Source organism: Clostridium sp. BL-8, assembly GCF_002006495.1.
Classification (GTDB): Bacteria; Bacillota; Clostridia; order Clostridiales; family Clostridiaceae; genus Clostridium.
Window position 1 is genome coordinate 1 of sequence record NZ_LZZL01000101.1, and the last position, 17,499, is coordinate 17,499.

Below are 17,499 nucleotides of genomic sequence, written 5' to 3' on the forward strand. Positions count from 1 at the left end.
AAATTTCATAAGTCCTGTGGAATAAAAACGTATGTGATTTCGGTAAGTTACCACATAAGTTTAATATATAAAAACTAAGAGTGTCTATAGTTTTTGGGCGTTGTATTTGTAATCTTAAAGAAATTTCTATTAAAGGAACGTATACTTGAATAGCCGCATTTATAAGCAATATCTGTAATTGGATCTTCTGAGTTTATTAGTAAATATGCTGCATAACTTACTCGATTTTGGTTAATAAAATCTACAAAGGAAATTCCTAAAATTCTATTTAAGTATTTTGAAAGATAATTATAGTTATAACAGAATTCATTAGCGATGGTCTTTAAGGAAATATCTTTAGTGAAATTATCCTGAACATAGCTTAGAATTTTATGAAGAAGCTGATAATCACTTTTTTCGCTTGGAAGTAATTTGGTTTGTTCTATTACCTCGGAGCATATTAGGTAAAGACATGCCTTCATTTGGAGAAGACTGGCATTTTCGCTGAAAATTTTGTCTAGTACTAAAGCTTCTGAAGTACTGGATAGATTAAATACGGGATTTTCAAGAAATTTACCATAAGCAGTATTTTCAAAGGTCTTTACGTACTTTGGCGAAAATACACAAATATCAGCTTCAGAGTATTCCTTAGTTGAAATGGAATGGATTTCATAAGGCAGAATAAGCATGCAGTCATTTTTCTTAAGTTCAAAGGTTCTATTGTTTACGCAGACTTCCAAATTACCCGCCTTAACATAAATAAATTCAAAGCTTCGGTGTAAATGAACCTGATAAGTAAGACTCACAGGATGATAATTTGAAAAAAGAGTGCCTTCACCAAAATGATATGCCTCATACTTTAACATAAAATGCCTCCAAAAGCGTAATTTTGTCTATAATTATATAAATAGTTTCTTGTTACGTCAACTAAAAGTTTTATATCATTAAATTAACGAATAAATATTTAAGAGGACAGCTTTTGAAGTTAATAAATATATTAAAGAATAGAGGGATATGTGTGAATAATGAACAAAAAAATACTCATGAAGCTGCAGTGAAGGCAGCAAAAGAATTAGTAGCTAAAATGACATTGCAGGAAAAAGCAGAGCAACTGACTTATAATTCGCCAGCAGTTAAACGTTTAAACATACCAGAATATAATTGGTGGAATGAAGGCCTTCATGGTGTTGCAAGAGCAGGTACAGCCACTGTTTTCCCTCAAGCAATTGGACTTGCAGCTATGTTTGATGAGGAGTTTTTAGGAAAGGTAGCTGGAATCATTGCGACAGAAGGACGTGCAAAATACAATGAGAATAGCAAAAAAGAAGATAGAGATATATATAAAGGACTAACTTATTGGTCACCTAATGTTAATATTTTCAGAGATCCTAGATGGGGAAGAGGTCATGAAACTTATGGAGAAGATCCATATTTAACATCTAGATTAGGAGTTGCTTTTGTAAAAGGCCTACAGGGAGATGGCAAATACCTGAAGTTATCAGCTTGTGCAAAGCATTTTGCAGTTCATAGCGGGCCAGAAAGCTTAAGACATGAATTTAATGCGGTTGTTAGTCAAAAAGATTTACATGAAACTTATCTTCCGGCTTTTGAAGCTTGTGTAAAAGAAGCAAATGTAGAAAGTGTAATGGGAGCATATAACAGAACAAATGGAGAACCTTGCTGCGGAAGTAAGGCCTTATTAAAGGATATATTAAGAGGTAAATGGGGATTTAAGGGACATGTAGTATCTGACTGCTGGGCACTTGCAGATTTCCATATGCATCACAAAGTTACCAGCACAGCAACTGAATCAGTAGCCTTAGCAATAGAAAACGGCTGCGACCTTAATTGTGGAAATATGTATTTGAATTTATTATTAGCGTATAAAGAAGGTCTTGTAACAGAAGAACAGATAACTACAGCAGCAGAAAGACTTATGACAACTAGATTTAAGCTTGGAATGTTTGATGAAGATTGTGAATATAATCAAATACCATATGAAGTAAATGACTGCAAAGAACATAATCAGGTGTCTTTAGAAGCATCAAGAAAATCCATGGTACTATTAAAAAATAATGGCATACTTCCATTAGATAAGTCAAAGTTAAAGGCAGTTGCGGTAATTGGACCAAATTCAAATAGTGAAATTATGTTAAAGGGAAATTATTCAGGTACTGCATCTAAGTATACAACAATATTAGATGGAATTCATGACGTGTTAGATGATGACGTAAGAGTATATTATTCAGAAGGCTGTCATTTATATAAAGAGAAGGTAGAAGATCTTGCAAGAAGAGATGATAGACTAGCTGAGGCAGTTTCAGTAGCAGAAAGAGCAGATGTTGTTATCTTGTGCTTAGGTTTAGATTCTACTATTGAAGGAGAGCAGGGGGATGCAGGTAATGGTTATGGTGCAGGAGATAAGTTGGATTTAAATCTACCAGGAATACAGCAGGAACTACTTGAAAAAGTACTTGAGACTGGAAAGCCAGTAGTAGTAGTGCTTGGAACTGGAAGCGGATTAACTCTTAATGGGGCAGAAGAAAGATGTGCAGCTATCTTAAATGCATGGTATCCAGGAAGCCATGGTGGTACAGCAGCAGCAGATATATTATTTGGAAAATGTTCACCAAGTGGTAAGCTTCCAGTAACATTCTACAAAGATACAGACAAGCTTCCTGAGTTTACTGATTATGCTATGAAGGGAAGAACTTATAGATATATGGATGAAAGCAACTGTTTATATCCATTTGGCTATGGCTTGACTTATTCAAATGTTGAATTATCGAATTTACAGGTGCCAGCTGTTAGAGGTGAATTTGACGGCATTGACATCAGTGTAGAAATTGAAAATACTGGCTCTTACGATATAGAAGAAGTAGTTCAATGCTATATAAAGGATTTAGAATCAAAATATGCAGTGCTTAACCACAGCTTAGCAGGTTTCAAACGAGTTTCCTTGAAGAAGGGAGAAAGTAAAACTGTAACAATGAAGTTAAATAGAAGAGCCTTTGAAGCAGTAGATGATGCTGGAGAAAGAATTCTTGACAGCAAGAAGTTTAAATTATTTGTAGGTGTATCGCAGCCAGATACGAGAAGTCTTGAGCTTGGAGCAGCAGCACCACTAAATGCAAATATTGAATTAGCATAAAAACTTAACTTATAAATGAATGTAAAAAGATATACGATAGGAGAGAAGAATATGGAAAAGACTACAAAACAAAATGAACCTTTAGTAACTCATATTTATACTGCAGATCCTTCTGCTCATGTATTTGAAGGTAAGATTTATATTTATCCTTCTCATGATCTTGATCAAGTCATGGTTTCAAATGATAATGGCGACCAATATAACATGGAGGATTATCATATTTTATCTCTTGATGATACGGACTCACCTTGTGTTGACCATGGTGAAGCAATTCACTTAAGAGATATTCCATGGGCAAGTAAGCAATTATGGGCTCCAGATGCTGCATATAAAAATGGCACATATTATTTATTTTTCCCAGCAAGAGATAAAGATGAGATCTTTAGAATTGGAGTAGCTACTGGTTCAAACCCTGCTGGACCATTTAAAGCTCAGGAAAGTTATATACCAGGCAGCTTTAGTATTGATCCCGCTGTTTTAATGGATGATGATAATAGATCATATGTTTACTTCGGAGGCCTTTGGGGTGGACAATTAGAAAAATGGCAGACTGGCACTTTCAAGGCAGATGCTGAAGGACCTGCTGTTACAGAGCCTGCTATAGGACCAAGAGTCGCTGAATTAACTGATGATATGCTTACTTTTAAGGAAAGTCCTGAAGAAATATCAATTGTTGATGAAGAGGGGAATTCTATACTTGCGGGTGATGAAGAAAGAAGATATTTTGAAGGTCCATGGGTTCATAAATACAAAGGAAATTATTATCTTTCATATTCTACTGGTACTACTCACTGTATTGTATATGCTATGAGTAAAAATCCAAAAGGTCCTTACGCTTTTAAAGGAAAAATACTTAATCCAGTATTAGGCTGGACTACTCACCATTCAATTGTTGAATTTGAAGGTAAATGGTATTTGTTCTATCATGATAGCTCTCTATCAGGTGGAGCTGATAACAAACGCTGCGTAAAATATACTGAAATAAAATATAATGCTGATGGCACTATCCAAACAGTAGAATTACCTTAATAATTTAAATTAGCAATATGATAATAAAATTTATATAGAATTAGTATATAAATATATCCTAAAAGGCAGACAAAACGAAAGCTTGTCTGCCTTTAATCTTATTTATGCTTATCAAATTCAAGTTGCTCTTCGCCCCATATATATAATTCCTTTAATGTGGGAATTAAGGCTCTACCTCTTTCTGTCAAAGAATATTCAACCCTAGGAGGAATAGTTTCATATTGAGTCCTAATAACTAGTTTATGTTCTTCTAATTCTTTTAAAGATTTTGTAAGCATCATATTAGTAACACCGTTAACTTTTCGTTTTAATTCATTATATCTAGTAGAATCTTTACGGGATAAATACCACATAATAGGTAGTTTCCATTTTTGACCTACAACATCAAGTGCATATAAAACAGGACATTCTGTTTCATATATATTATTATCAGGGAATTCTCTATTCATATACTCACTCATAAGCATAGCTCCTTTGAATCTTATAGTATACTATTTATACTGACACAGAAAAAACTGCATACTTGTACATTTATACCTTTGTGTTATATTGATTATAACAGAAAAATAAAACATTAAAAAGAGGAGTGTTATTTATGAAGGTTTATGCTATCAATGGAAGCCCAAGAAAAAATAAAAATACAGCTACATTACTTCAAAAGGCTTTAGATGGAGTAAAAGAAGCGGCAAAAGATAAAGAAATTGAAACTGAAATGATTAATTTATATGATTATAACTATACTGGATGCAAAAGCTGTTTTGCTTGCAAGAGACTTGAAGGCAAAAGTTATGGAAAATGCGCAGTAAAAGATGATATTCAAGAAGTTTTAGAAAAAGTGTCCCAAGCTGATGGAATTGTTTTTGGATCTCCAGTATATTTCTGGAATATAACAGGTCAATTGCGGTCATTTCTAGAAAGATTATTCTTCCCTTATTTAGTATATGATAATAATCATACCTCAATTGCTCCAAAGAAGATGCCAACAGCAATAATTTATACAATGAATGTAACAGAAGAGATAATGAATAAATCTGGTTATTTAGCAACTTTTAATAATGTAGAAGCAGTGATTGAAGGAATATTGACAAAGCCATTAGTTATGCATTCAAATGATACTTATCAATTTGATGATTACTCAAAATATAAAATGGAAGTATTCTCTGAAGAAGCAAAAGCAGAACATAGAAAAATTCAATTTCCTTTAGATTGTCAAAAGGCATTTGAAATAGGGGCTAGTCTAATCAAGTAATATATATAAGTTCAATCATAAAACATTTTACAAAGTCATAATAAATGAGGTATAAATATACTAAATTAAATGAATGGAGATGTATATATGAAATTTATAGAATTAGCTGCCAAAAGATATTCTGTAAGAAATTTTGACACAAAAAAAATCAATCAAGAGGACTTGAATTTAATTTTAAAAGCAGGCCAATTAGCTCCAACTGCTGGAAATCGCCAGCCTCAAAGGATTTTGGTACTTGAAAGTGAAGAAGCTCTTGCTAAGCTAAAAAATTGCACAGTTTATCATTTTAATGCACCTTTAGCTTTACTTATATGCGCCGATAAAAATGAAGCATGGGAGCGCGGCTATGATGGAAAAGTCCACACTGATATTGATGGAAGTATTATTGCTACGCATATGATGTTACAAGCTGCTGAACTTGGATTAGGTTCAACATGGGTTGGTCATTTTGATCCGACTGCTATACGTGATGCTTTTAATATACCAACAAATCTTGAACCGGTATGTCTTTTACCAATTGGTTATCCAAGTAGTGAGGCTAAACCAAATCCTAACCACGAAAAAAGAAAAGATATTTCCCAAACTGTATTTTATAATAATTTTTAATTTATTTATTAGCATAACTTAATTATACAATCAATCAATGTAATGTGAGTTCTTCGGAATTCACATTTTTTTCTGCAAAAAATGAGCTTCTACAAACTTAGCTAGTTACTTTTGTAGAAGCCCTTTTTATTTTAATTCAATAAATAAGTACTTTTTAAAACTTATTTAAAAAGTAAAGATTTCAAATGTAAAGGTAAACAAATCACATATAATTACAATTCAGATTGCTGTAAAATAACTTTTGTAAACGATTAGCAGAGGGCTGGGGTGGTTAAAATTGAGTAATACATTTTTAGAAATGAAAAATATACACAAAAGGTTTCCTGGAGTCTATGCACTTAAAGGCGTTCAATTAGAAATTGAAAGAGGAGAGGTACATGCTTTATTAGGCGAAAATGGTGCTGGAAAATCAACCTTAATGAAAATACTTGGAGGAGTCCATACGCAGGATGAAGGACAAATATTTGTTGAGGGAGTTGATTGCGGAGTTATTAGCCCAACTAAGGCTGCAGAGCTAGGGATTGGATTTGTTCATCAAGAATTAAACTTAGCAGAAACCTTAACAGTAGCTGAAAATGTTTATATGGGAAGGCTTCCATATAAAAATGAAAGACTAGGAATTGTTGACCATAAGAAATTAAATAATGATACAGCTTTAATAATTGATAGATTGGGGATTGATATAAAACCTACTGATTTAGTTATGGAATTACCAACAGCTAAAAAGCAAATGGTTGAAATAGCTAAAGCCATAAGTTTAAATGCTAAAATGATCATCTTTGATGAGCCGACAACCTCACTATCTCAGAATGATGTTGAAAATCTCTTTAAGGTTATAAAAACTTTAAAGAAGGACGGGGTCGCAACAATATACATATCACATAGGTTAAAGGAAGTTTTTGATATTTGTGACAGAGCTACCGTCTTAAGAGATGGAACTTATATAGAAAGCTGTAATTTAGAAGGGATTACTCAGGAAAAGCTTATAAATATGATGGTAGGAAGAGATTTAACTGAGTTGTTTCCGAAAGAAATTTTTGAGCCAAAAGAATACGTTTTAGAGGCTAAAGAGATTAGTGATTACGAGGGAAGAGTTAGAAAAGTCAGTATTAAGGCAAGAAAAGGTGAAATTTTAGGAATAGCAGGTTTAGTGGGGGCAGGAAGAACGGAACTGATGAGACTTATTTTTGGTGCTGATAAGATGGGTGAAGGGCAAATATTCATAAACGGGAAAGAAGTAAAAATTAAGTCACCAATGGATGCTATTAAGAACGGTATATGTCTTTTAACAGAAGATAGAAAAAATCAAGGTTTATCTTTAGTACTGAGTGTTCTTGATAATATAACCTTAACAAATTTAGGAGATTTTGTTTTAAACCATAAGAAGCTTAGAGAGACAGGAGAAAAATTTAAAGGGGCTTTGGAGATTAAGACAGCAAATCTTGATGTTATGGCAGGATCATTATCAGGAGGAAATCAACAAAAATTAATATTAGCTAAGTGGTTAAATACAGATTCGGATGTATTCATCTTCGATGAACCTACTAAAGGAATAGATGTAGGTACTAAGGCAGAGATATATCATATAATGAATGATTTGGTTAGAAAAGGGAAAGTAGTTATTATGGTTTCTTCTGAATTACCAGAATTACTAGGTATGTCAGATAGAATATATGTTATGTGTGAAGGAAGTCTTACAGGAGAACTTAGCAGAGAAGAAGCGACACAGGAAAAGATTATGAAATTAGCTACGCTTGGAGGGATAGTAAATGATGAAGCAAGAGATTAATAATAATGTTGTGTCAGAAAAAAGTGCAAAGAGTAAGTTGGAGGGATTAAACTTAAAAAGTCTATCTTTAAAATATTCAATTTATTTAGTACTTGTAGTACTTATTGCAGTTTTTTCTATAATAAGTCCAGACTTTTTAGGAACAGCCAATGTTTCAAATTTCTTTAGACAGATTCCTACAATAGGAATTATGACGGTTGCTATTACTATGGTATTAATAACTGGTGGAGTTGATCTTTCAATAGGTGCAGTAGCAGCTTTTGCAGGATGTACAGTAGCTTATTTGGCTGTAAAGGGAGTAAGCATGCCAGTTTCGTTACTTGCTGGATTAATAGTAGGAGGACTTTGGGGAGTACTTAATGGAGTATTGATTACAAAGTTTAAGCTGGAATCCTTCATACTTACTATGGGTTCATCTTATTTAGTAAGAGGATTAATACTGTTTTTTACAAACGGAATTTACATTAAAGGAGTTCCAGATTGGTTTTATAATCTTTCAAATACAGAGGTAGGTATATCAATAATACATACTAATACTGTAGTGTTTATAATAATAGTTTTAGCTGTAGCTTACTTAATGAAAAATACTCGTTTTGGCAGGTATTGTTATGCAGTTGGTTCCAATAAGGAAGCAGGAAGATTATCAGGTATAAATGTAAACAAGCATGTTATAAAAGTATATGCAATAGAAGGCGTTTTAGCTGCAATAGCAGGTATCTTATTGATGTCAAGCATAAACGTTGGTGCTCCAAGTGAAATAAATGGTCCAGATTTATTTGCAATGGCAGGTGCAATCATGGGTGGAGTACAATTCGGTGGTGGAGTTGGAACAATTGGAGGCGCTATGGTTGGTATATTTACTATCCAGGTATTCCAAAGTGGATTAGCTATCCTTGGAATTAACTCATTCTTACAACAAGCCGTTACTGGAGCTGTTATTATCCTTGCTATAGTTGTTGATTTCTATAGAAAAGGAAACATATTCAAAAAGAAGAGCTGATAATAAAAAAATAAAAGGTTATCTATGCTGAATTTAAGTGAATTCTCTAAGCAGTTTCCTGTAAAGGAATTCACTAAAGAAGGCTTTATAAAAATAAATAATAGATAAATTTCTGAAGAACAGAGGGGGATTAATTTTTATGAAGAGAAAAGTTATTGCTGCATTATCAACAGTATTTATTGTTGCTAGTTTAGCAGGATGTGGAAAAGCAGCACAAACTCAAGGAACAGCAAGTTCAAGTGGAAAAAAGACAATTTACTTCATTCCAATAGTTGATACAGGAGCTTACTGGTCACCTATGAAAAAGGCGGCTCAAGATGAAGCTGCAGCATTAGGATATGATTTAGTAGTTAAAACTTCACCACCAAACGAAACACAAAAAAATGAAAAACATATAGGTTTCCTTGATGAAGCTGTAAAAAATAAAGCAGTAGGAATAGCAATTGCACCTATGGATCCTGATATGTTTGATAAAAAGGTAAAGGAAGCAAATGATGCAGGAATTCCAGTTGTAACCTTTGATGCCGATGTTAATACAAAGCAAAATAGAATATCTTATATAGGTACAGATAATAAACTTGCAGGAGAACAACTAGGAGAAAATGGAGCTAAGATTTTAAAGGATAAAGGTATTACAAAAGGTAAAATAGCCTTAGCAGCTGTAAACTTAACTCAAACAACTATGACATATAGACAAGACGGAATAAAAGCTGGTTTTGAAAAGGTTATGGGAGATGATGCAAAGAACTTCCAGTGGTTAGAACCAATTCAAGATAATGACCAATCAGCAGAATCAAAGAGACAATTAGAAGGTCAAATAACTTCAAATCCAGATATGGTAGCTGTATTCTCATTAGGTTCAGAAGGTCCTGATACAGGTGTAATGGAAGCTATAAAATCTCAAGGTAAAGCTGGAAGCATATATCACTTCGGTTTTGACTATACTCCAACTTGGGAAAATGGTGTAAGTACAAATTTAATATCAGGTATTGTTGACCAAGATTCTTATAATATAGGTAAAACAATAATAGATACATTAGATAAGAAGATAAAAGGTGAAAAAGTTGATGATAATTATCCAATACCAGTTCAATGGGTAACTGCAGATAAGATCGTTGAATATGGAAAGGAAAAACAAAAACAATTCACAACTGAAACTAAATAATAAGTAAATAAAGATAAAATATAAAGTTAAAAAGGTTAACTCAAGCAATTAATATGCCACTAGTAGACACATAATAGATGACAGCATTTATTTTGTATAGTTTGATTAAGTATAGGGTGAAAAATACACTTATCTTAATATACTCTCAAATCTACTCTAAACATATTTTTAGGTTGAGTTACCCTTTTTAATGCTATTAAGTAATTACTTCGGAAGTGATGGGTTATGGGAGGGGATCAAATGAAATTTTTTAGGAAGTTTAGTGTAGGGAGGAGACTAGTATTTTCATATACGTTATTATTCATAATTATTATATTAGTAGGTATTATTGGTTTAAAGAGTTTAAGTAAGGTCAATGATGATTCAAATAGTATGTACGAGGATGATCTTGTATCTATAGATATATTACATAGGCTGGATGAAAATTCATTACAGATAAATAACGATATTTTAAGTTTGATTTACGATAACGATGAATTAATGATAAAGCAATTAAATGATAATATTTCAAGTGCATATGCAGAAGGAGATTCCTTAGTAGAAAAATATGATGAATTAAATTTAGATGATTATCAAAAGAAGGAACTCTCGAATTTCAATGAAAGTTATAAGGATTATAAGAAAAAAGGCCAATCAGTATTAGACTTTGTTAAAGGAAATAAATATAATGATGCTATATTGGATTATAGAAATCTAGCAATATCACAAAGCAATGTTGCTGCATCTTTAACTAAGCTATTAGAATATAGCTCAATAAAGGCAAAAGAAGAAAATAACAGTAACATGGACTCGTACAATAAGGTTGAGATACAAATAATAGCTTTTATAGGTATAGGATTAATTTGTACTTTAATTTTAGGCATAATTATGACAAGAAATATAACAGTACCATTAAGGAAAATAAAAAATTATGCTAGCAATCTGGCACAGTATAATTTTTCTGAAGAAATTGCAGTTGAAGGAAAGGATGAATTTTCAGAGACTGAAGCCGCACTTAATGCAGCACTGCAAAATGTAAAAATATTAATAAAATTAATATTAGATAATTCAGCTGAGTTGTCAGCTTCTTCTGAAGAGTTAACTGCGTCAGTACAGGAGATAAGCTCTAAGCTTTCTTATATAAATCAATCTACAAAGGAGATAGCAGCAGGAGCTGTAGAGACAAATTCATCGACAGGAGAGGTTATTTCATCAATCAAGAGAATTGATGAAAACATAAGCAATTTATCTGGAATAGTAAATCAGGAAGTGGAAAAGTCCATGGAGATAAAATCTAAATCTAGTGTTATTATGGAAAAAAGTGAAACGTCCCAGCAGTTATCAAAGGATATATATGAGGAAAAGAATAAGAAAATTAAGGAAGCTATAGAAAGAGGAACTATAGTAAAGGAAATAGAGACTCTGGCAGGAGCTATTATTAATATTTCATCCCAGACGAATCTTCTGGCACTAAATGCAAGTATAGAAGCGGCTAGAGCAGGAGAGGCAGGGAAAGGTTTTTCAGTGGTTGCAGATGAAGTGGGAAAATTAGCTGATCAATCCATATCAACTATAGGTGGTATTAATGAAATTGTTAAAGAGATAAAAAACGTGTATAATGAATTGTCAGAAAGTTCTAAAGGAATTTTGTATTATATAGAGAAAAATGTATATAATGACTATAAATTTATGATAGAATCAAGTAAAAGTTATGAAAGTGATGCTAAATTTATAAATATAATGTCAGAAAAAATTGCTTCTATGGTTGAAATAGTAAATAAAAGCATTAACAATGTAAACGATACGATGGATGTATTTGCATCAAACATAGAGCAGTCTAAAAATAACTCTGAAAGTATATTAAGCAGTGTAAATGAAGTAGCCTGTGGAGTAGAGCAGATTTCTATTAATGCACAAAGTCAGACTGAATTAGCTTTAAGATTAAATGATATTGTCAATAAATTTAGTATTTAGGCTGGAATATAAATAACTTATTTTAGAATGATTTATCTATTTAATATTTAATTAACTTTATGAATAGTAAAGTATTATCATTTACTGGGAGGGACGATTTTGAGAAGGCTACTTATATTTTTTATAATGGTAATATTCTTATTTAATTTAAGCGGATGTTCTTCAAGTTATAAAAGTGATACAGAGAATAAGGAAAAGATAACGTTGACCATGTGGCACATATGGTCACAAACTTCAAATGATGCTAATGGAAAGATAATTCAGGATACTGTAGAGGAATGGAATAAGGAAAACCCTAATGTACAAATTAAGGTTGAAGCTGTAGAGAATGAGAGATATAAAGCTAAGATAAAGACAGCTTTTGCGGTGAATGAACTGCCAGATATATTTTATTCCTGGGGTGGAGGCTTCAGTAAACCTTTCATAGAATCTGGAGAAGTACTAAATTTAAATGAATATATGGATGAAGATACGAAAAATAACATCAACAAGGGAATGCTTAATAGTGTGACCTATGATAATAATGTATATGGACTTCCTATGACCTTATCCATTGGAACGTTTTATTGTAACACAAAGCTTTTTGCTGATGCCGGTATTAAAATACCAGATAATTATGATGAGTTTTTAGAGGCAGTTAAAGCGTTTAAAAAGAAAGGAATAGCACCTATATTAGTAGGAGAAAAGGATACTTGGACCGGCATGTTCTATTATGATATGCTGGCCTTGCGAGAAGGTGGAATTGGCGGGGCAAGTGATTTCCATACAGGCAGTGACAGAAATGACACAATATTAAAAGCAGCATATAGATTTAAGGAATTAGTAGATCTTAAAGCCTTTAACGAATCAGCATTGGATCTTACGCGGGATGAGTCAGAAGATCTCTTTAAAAAAGGCGAAATACCTATGTATTTCACTGGAAATTGGTTTATTGGTGAATTGAGAAATGCAGATCCTTCTGTAAGAGAAAATGTAATGGTTAAGGAATTCCCAATAATGAAGGATGCTGAAGGAAATAAAAATGAGTTCTTAGGCGGAGCAGTAGATTATTTAATGGTTAGCAATGGCTCAAAATATAAAGAAGAATCAGTTAAAGCAGCAAAGTTCATAGCTCAAACTGTTTCAAAAAAATATTATGAAGCTGGCTCAGGACTTCCAGTATGGAATTATACTGGTGATGGAAGCAATATAGACAAGCTGTCTAAGGAGTTGGAAGGCTTAACGAAAAATGCATCCTATAGTTTGTATGGAGATATTTATCTAGGAGAAGAGAAGGGGAATATATACAAGGAGTTAGTCAACAAGTTATTTAGAGGTCAAATAACTCCAGAAGATTTCACAAAGGAAATGGAGAAGAAAGTAAATTGATGAGGGTATGATTAAATGGGTGATAAATTTTTGAATTTAAAGAATTGGAAAGATAAATATTTGAACTTAAAAATAAGTGTAAAGATTATTATTTATTTTTCAATAATCTTTTTACTTTCAACAGTCATACTCAATTTTACGTATAAAAAGATAAACTCCATATATACATCGGAAAAAATGAGGCAAAGTTCAGCAGAGGTTTTAGAAAGTGCTGAAACTAACACTAATATGATAATAGATAATGTAAATAACGTCTCAAAGATGATCATTTCCAGTGATAATGTTCAAAACACTCTAAGGAAGGTTGATGAACAGGGAAAAGAAAGGACAGATTATGATAATATAAGTAATTATTTAATACAATTCACTAACTTTGATTCAAATATATCTTCTATATATATATTAGATGAATACGGTGATAAATATTATTCTGAAAATGTAGTTTATAAGAATTTTGACCTTGAAAAAATTAAAGAAAGTGACTGGTATGATGAGTTACTAGAGAATAGAGGTAAATACATATTAAAATTAAATGGCGGAGGATTTTTTAAGAGTGATGGAGAAAATTATGTATCGCTTATAAGGGTAATAAATGATATAAATACTGGTCAGAAGCTTGGATTATTGGTTATAAATATAGATGAAAATGCTTTTAATGATTTAAACTTAAAGCTTAGCCAGAAGTATGGAACTAAATTAATCATAAAAAATGAGAAGGATGAATTAATAACAAAATCAGATGACAGCGCAGAAATATTAAATGGAATAAAAGATGAGGATTATTCGGATTCTAAAATTAGTTTTTCAATAGAGAATGTGGACAAGAAAGATTACATTATATCAAGTATTAAAGTTCAAGATTATGATTGGAAACTAACTACTATAATGCAGTATAGTGAATTATCTAAGCAGACTAGTTATACCAAGTTGTTTCTTATATATTTCACTATTATAAATTTCATATTAATTGTTATTGGTTCAATTATTATATCTAAATTTATCACAAGCCCTTTAAAAAAGTTAAGTGAGTCAATGGAGGATGTTAAGAAGGGCGAGTTTAATGAAGTTAATATAAAAACATATAATGATGAGGTTGGAGAGCTAAAGAATGGATATAACATAATGATCTCTCAGATTAATCTCCTTCTAGATAAGATAAGGCGTGATGAGACCTTAAAGAGGCAGACAGAATTAAACTTACTCATGTCACAAATAAAGCCTCATTTTCTATATAACACTCTTGATACTATAAACTCATTGGCTCTATCAGGAGAAAATAAAACTATATATCAAATGATAAAGTCTTTGGGAAGATTTTATAGGACAAGTTTAAATAATGGGAATGACATAATAACTGTAGAGGAAGAGATAAAAACTGCAAAAAGTTATTTGCTAATTCAAAGCATAAGATATAGAGATATGTTTGAAGCTCAATATGACTTGGATCCTGAATGCAATAGTTTTAAAATAATAAAACTAACTTTGCAGCCATTAGTTGAAAATGCTATTTATCATGGCATTAGAAATAAGAAGGAAAAAGGAAAAATAAAAATATCAACCTATGAGGAGGAAGAACGAGTTGTATTAACTTTAGAGGATAACGGATCTGGTATGGATGAATCACAAATTAACAACATAATTGAAAACAATACTACAGGAATTGGGGTAAGAACTACAAAAGAAAGATTAAGAGTATTTTATGGCGCTGAACATGAATTTATTGTTGAGAGTAAAAAGGATGTCGGCACTAAAATAATAATTAAGATTCCTAAAATTGAGAAGTAAATTAAATAAACAAAGCACTAATGTAAGGAAGTGGATTAATTTATGGATAGCATAGTAAAAATTATGATAGTTGATGATGAATACTTAATTCGAAATCTAATAAAGAACTGCCTTGACTGGAATGAAATTGGTATGGAAATAGTAGGAGAAGCTTCTAATGCAGCGGAAGGCTTAAATTTAATAAGAAGAGAAAATCCAGATATTATTTTAACGGATATTAATATGCCAGTGACAGATGGTTTAGATATGAGTAAGAGCATCGTTGAGAAATACCCTGATATTAAAATAATTGTAATTACAGGCTATAATGAATTTGAATATGCTAAAAGAAGTATAAAGCTTGGAGTAAGCGATTTTATACTTAAGCCTATAGATGAAGAAGAACTCAGAGCTTCAGTATTAAAGGTGAAAAAAGAAATTCTAGCTGAACATTCTATGAAAAGACAATATGATAATATTAAAGAAAAGATGATAAAATTCAATAATATAATAGATTTTGATGATGAGAAGGATAATGAGGATAAGACCTTGAATATGGAGCAGATAAAGAGGTTTATAGTTCAAAATATATCCAATTGTGATTTATCGCTAAAAATGGTGGCTGATTATTTTTATGTGAATCCAAGCTACTTAAGCAGGGTATTTAAGGAAAAGACAGATAAAACTTTTTCTGAATATATTATGAATACAAAAGTGACAATAGCTACTGAAATGCTTAGGAATTCCAATGCAAAAGCGTATGAAGTATCAAAGAAGATTGGTATTGATGATCCAAATTATTTTAGTAATTGGTTTAAAAAATATATTGGTATCTCAATAAAGGAATACAAAAAACAGAATCAATAAGTTTTGAGGCACTTGCAGAAATGCAAGTGCCTTAATTTTTGCCAAATAGAAATGATTTATACATAAGTTTTAAATTTTGTAATAATTCTGTGACATTGCTGTGACAAAGTTCAGTTACAGTGATTATATAGAAGCCAAGGTATTATTTACAATAAAATAATTTATAGAATATGGAGTGAGGAGAAAATACTTATGAACAAGAACTTAAAAAAGACAATGGCACTTGCACTTGCATTTGGAACACTTTCAACAGTTGGATCGGTTGCAAATTTTAAATTCTTAACTATAAAGGCTTATGCCTCAGATAGTAATGCTGATAAATTAAATAGTATAGATTTGGAAGATGACGATGGAGATTCAGTAGATATCTATAAAAATAGTAGTTATGATGATGAAGTGGATGATGGTGACTTAAAGGTGGGAGATACTTATTATGCTGAAGTTACTACTGGAAGTGCGGTTCAGGTTGACAGTGTTGATGGAGCGGATGATGATAAGGTAAGAATATTTGTAGGAAGTGATGCCTATGAAGTAGGTGATTCAATTCCAATTGAAGATAATGATGGTGATACAACAACACTAAAAGTTAGAGTTTATGAAGATGATTATGATGAAGATAAGGATTATAATTCTAGTGATTATAATGAATATGAAGTAAAAGTAAAATATAATGGTGATGATAATGACGATAGTGATGATAGTAATGATGAAGATACACTAGACAGCTTAGAGTTGCAAGATAAGAATGGAGATGATATAGATCTTTATTCAAATAGCAGTTATGATGATAAGGTAGATAGCAGTGAAGTTAACGAAGGTAACACTTATTATGCAAAAACTTCATCAAATGAGGTTAGTGTTGAAACCAGTGGACCTGACGATAAATATGTTAGAATATTCAAGTCAACAGATGATTCTGCTAAAGGTGTAGAAACAGGAGATGAAATTTCTGTATCGGAAGATAAAACTCTTACTGTAAGAATATATGATGAAGAACCAGATGATGATGTAGAATATGGTGATGATGATGATGTCATAGGTGAATATAAAATTAAGCTAGAATATACAGGAGCTGATTCTTCAGACAGTACAAGCACTACAGGTACTGGAGCTACAGCGTTAAAACCAGAAACTGCAACCACAGTTACTACATCATCAAATGTTAAATCTAATCAATGGGTCCAAGTAAATGGTAACTGGTTATATAATGATACATCAGGAAATCCATTAAAGAATCAATGGTATTATGATAGAAGTTATGGCAAGTGGTACTATCTAGGAGCAGATGGAACAATGGTGGTAAATCGTTGGATGGCATCGGGAGGAAAATGGTATTATATAGGCCCTGATGGAGCTATGCAAGTAAATTCTTGGATATCATCTGAAGGTAAATGGTATTACGTAGGTTCTGATGGAGCCATGGTAATTAACACTACAATTAATGGATATAAAATAGGCTCTGATGGAGCTTGGATTAAATAGGTGTTCTTATTTAAAGTAAGTAATTAACAGAATGAATTAAAGTTAGGCACATGAAAATAAATAACAAGTCCAAAGTTGCCATGGATATTTTTCATCA

Annotated in this window: 14 protein-coding genes; 12 read left to right on the forward strand and 2 right to left on the reverse strand. The window is 31.9% G+C overall.

Translation table 11 applies throughout. The features are described 5' to 3' along the window. Positions 1-74 precede the first annotated feature (74 nt). Positions 75-845: an AraC family transcriptional regulator gene (locus CLOBL_RS23515; protein ID WP_077861242.1), complete on the reverse strand. Its 771-nt coding sequence runs from the start codon at positions 843-845 to the stop codon at positions 75-77. 152 nt (positions 846-997) lie between these two features. Here CLOBL_RS23515 and CLOBL_RS23520 point away from each other — a divergent pair, with 152 nt between their 5' ends. Both CLOBL_RS23520 and CLOBL_RS23525 read left to right on the forward strand, forming a co-directional pair. Further along, a complete protein-coding gene (locus CLOBL_RS23520) occupies positions 998-3,130 on the forward strand; it encodes a glycoside hydrolase family 3 C-terminal domain-containing protein (RefSeq protein WP_077861254.1) in 2,133 nt (710 codons plus the stop codon). A gap of 51 nt (positions 3,131-3,181) precedes the next feature. After that, positions 3,182-4,159: a glycoside hydrolase family 43 protein gene (locus CLOBL_RS23525; RefSeq protein WP_077861243.1), complete on the forward strand. Its 978-nt coding sequence runs from the start codon at positions 3,182-3,184 to the stop codon at positions 4,157-4,159. A 98-nt stretch (positions 4,160-4,257) separates the two neighbouring features. Here CLOBL_RS23525 and CLOBL_RS23530 read toward each other — a convergent pair whose 3' ends face one another. Beyond that, the gene (locus CLOBL_RS23530) at positions 4,258-4,620 is read right to left on the reverse strand and encodes a helix-turn-helix domain-containing protein (RefSeq protein ID WP_077861244.1); all 363 of its coding nucleotides are present in this window, start codon (positions 4,618-4,620) and stop codon (positions 4,258-4,260) included. Between the two features lie 134 nt (positions 4,621-4,754). Between CLOBL_RS23530 and CLOBL_RS23535 the strand changes: the two genes are divergently transcribed. From CLOBL_RS23535 to CLOBL_RS23580, 10 genes are all read left to right on the forward strand, one after another. Further along, a complete protein-coding gene (locus CLOBL_RS23535; protein WP_077861245.1) occupies positions 4,755-5,408 on the forward strand; it encodes a flavodoxin family protein in 654 nt (217 codons plus the stop codon). A gap of 87 nt (positions 5,409-5,495) precedes the next feature. Next, positions 5,496-6,014, forward strand: coding sequence for a nitroreductase family protein (locus CLOBL_RS23540; protein ID WP_077861246.1), 519 nt, complete (start codon positions 5,496-5,498; stop codon positions 6,012-6,014). Positions 6,015-6,291: 277 nt separating this feature from the next. Further along, on the forward strand, positions 6,292-7,803 hold the full coding sequence (locus tag CLOBL_RS23545; RefSeq protein WP_077861247.1) for a sugar ABC transporter ATP-binding protein: 1,512 nt from the start codon (positions 6,292-6,294) through the stop codon (positions 7,801-7,803). Then, positions 7,784-8,803 carry an ABC transporter permease gene (locus tag CLOBL_RS23550; protein WP_009167432.1) on the forward strand — a complete coding sequence of 340 codons (1,020 nt, stop codon included), beginning with the start codon at positions 7,784-7,786 and terminating at the stop codon, positions 8,801-8,803. The genes CLOBL_RS23545 and CLOBL_RS23550 overlap by 20 nt, the downstream gene beginning before the upstream one ends. Before the next feature lie 139 nt (positions 8,804-8,942). Next, on the forward strand, positions 8,943-9,968 hold the full coding sequence (locus CLOBL_RS23555; RefSeq protein ID WP_077861248.1) for a sugar ABC transporter substrate-binding protein: 1,026 nt from the start codon (positions 8,943-8,945) through the stop codon (positions 9,966-9,968). A gap of 240 nt (positions 9,969-10,208) precedes the next feature. After that, positions 10,209-11,921 (forward strand): methyl-accepting chemotaxis protein, encoded by a 1,713-nt coding sequence (locus CLOBL_RS23560; RefSeq protein ID WP_077861249.1) that lies wholly within the window; start codon positions 10,209-10,211, stop codon positions 11,919-11,921. Between the two features lie 99 nt (positions 11,922-12,020). Continuing rightward, positions 12,021-13,289, forward strand: a complete 1,269-nt coding sequence (locus CLOBL_RS23565) for an extracellular solute-binding protein (RefSeq protein WP_077861250.1) — start codon at positions 12,021-12,023, stop codon at positions 13,287-13,289. Positions 13,290-13,304: 15 nt separating this feature from the next. Next, positions 13,305-15,074 (forward strand): sensor histidine kinase, encoded by a 1,770-nt coding sequence (locus CLOBL_RS23570; RefSeq protein WP_077861251.1) that lies wholly within the window; start codon positions 13,305-13,307, stop codon positions 15,072-15,074. Positions 15,075-15,116: 42 nt separating this feature from the next. Then, positions 15,117-15,920, forward strand: coding sequence for a response regulator (locus CLOBL_RS23575; protein WP_077861252.1), 804 nt, complete (start codon positions 15,117-15,119; stop codon positions 15,918-15,920). Between the two features lie 192 nt (positions 15,921-16,112). Beyond that, positions 16,113-17,402: a hypothetical protein gene (locus tag CLOBL_RS23580; RefSeq protein ID WP_077861253.1), complete on the forward strand. Its 1,290-nt coding sequence runs from the start codon at positions 16,113-16,115 to the stop codon at positions 17,400-17,402. Positions 17,403-17,499 lie beyond the last annotated feature (97 nt).

What these genes read in the sequence shown, in the direction of transcription:
- CLOBL_RS23560 (WP_077861249.1), top strand. Translation starts at nt 10,209, where the DNA reads ATGAAATTTTTTAGGAAGTTTAGTGTAGGGAGGAGACTAGTATTTTCA.
- CLOBL_RS23515 (WP_077861242.1), bottom strand. Translation starts at nt 845, where the DNA reads ATGTTAAAGTATGAGGCATATCATTTTGGTGAAGGCACTCTTTTTTCA.
- CLOBL_RS23555 (WP_077861248.1), top strand. Translation starts at nt 8,943, where the DNA reads ATGAAGAGAAAAGTTATTGCTGCATTATCAACAGTATTTATTGTTGCT.
- CLOBL_RS23570 (WP_077861251.1), top strand. Translation starts at nt 13,305, where the DNA reads ATGGGTGATAAATTTTTGAATTTAAAGAATTGGAAAGATAAATATTTG.
- CLOBL_RS23580 (WP_077861253.1), top strand. Translation starts at nt 16,113, where the DNA reads ATGAACAAGAACTTAAAAAAGACAATGGCACTTGCACTTGCATTTGGA.
- CLOBL_RS23575 (WP_077861252.1), top strand. Translation starts at nt 15,117, where the DNA reads ATGGATAGCATAGTAAAAATTATGATAGTTGATGATGAATACTTAATT.
- CLOBL_RS23525 (WP_077861243.1), top strand. Translation starts at nt 3,182, where the DNA reads ATGGAAAAGACTACAAAACAAAATGAACCTTTAGTAACTCATATTTAT.
- CLOBL_RS23540 (WP_077861246.1), top strand. Translation starts at nt 5,496, where the DNA reads ATGAAATTTATAGAATTAGCTGCCAAAAGATATTCTGTAAGAAATTTT.
- CLOBL_RS23535 (WP_077861245.1), top strand. Translation starts at nt 4,755, where the DNA reads ATGAAGGTTTATGCTATCAATGGAAGCCCAAGAAAAAATAAAAATACA.
- CLOBL_RS23530 (WP_077861244.1), bottom strand. Translation starts at nt 4,620, where the DNA reads ATGAGTGAGTATATGAATAGAGAATTCCCTGATAATAATATATATGAA.
- CLOBL_RS23550 (WP_009167432.1), top strand. Translation starts at nt 7,784, where the DNA reads ATGATGAAGCAAGAGATTAATAATAATGTTGTGTCAGAAAAAAGTGCA.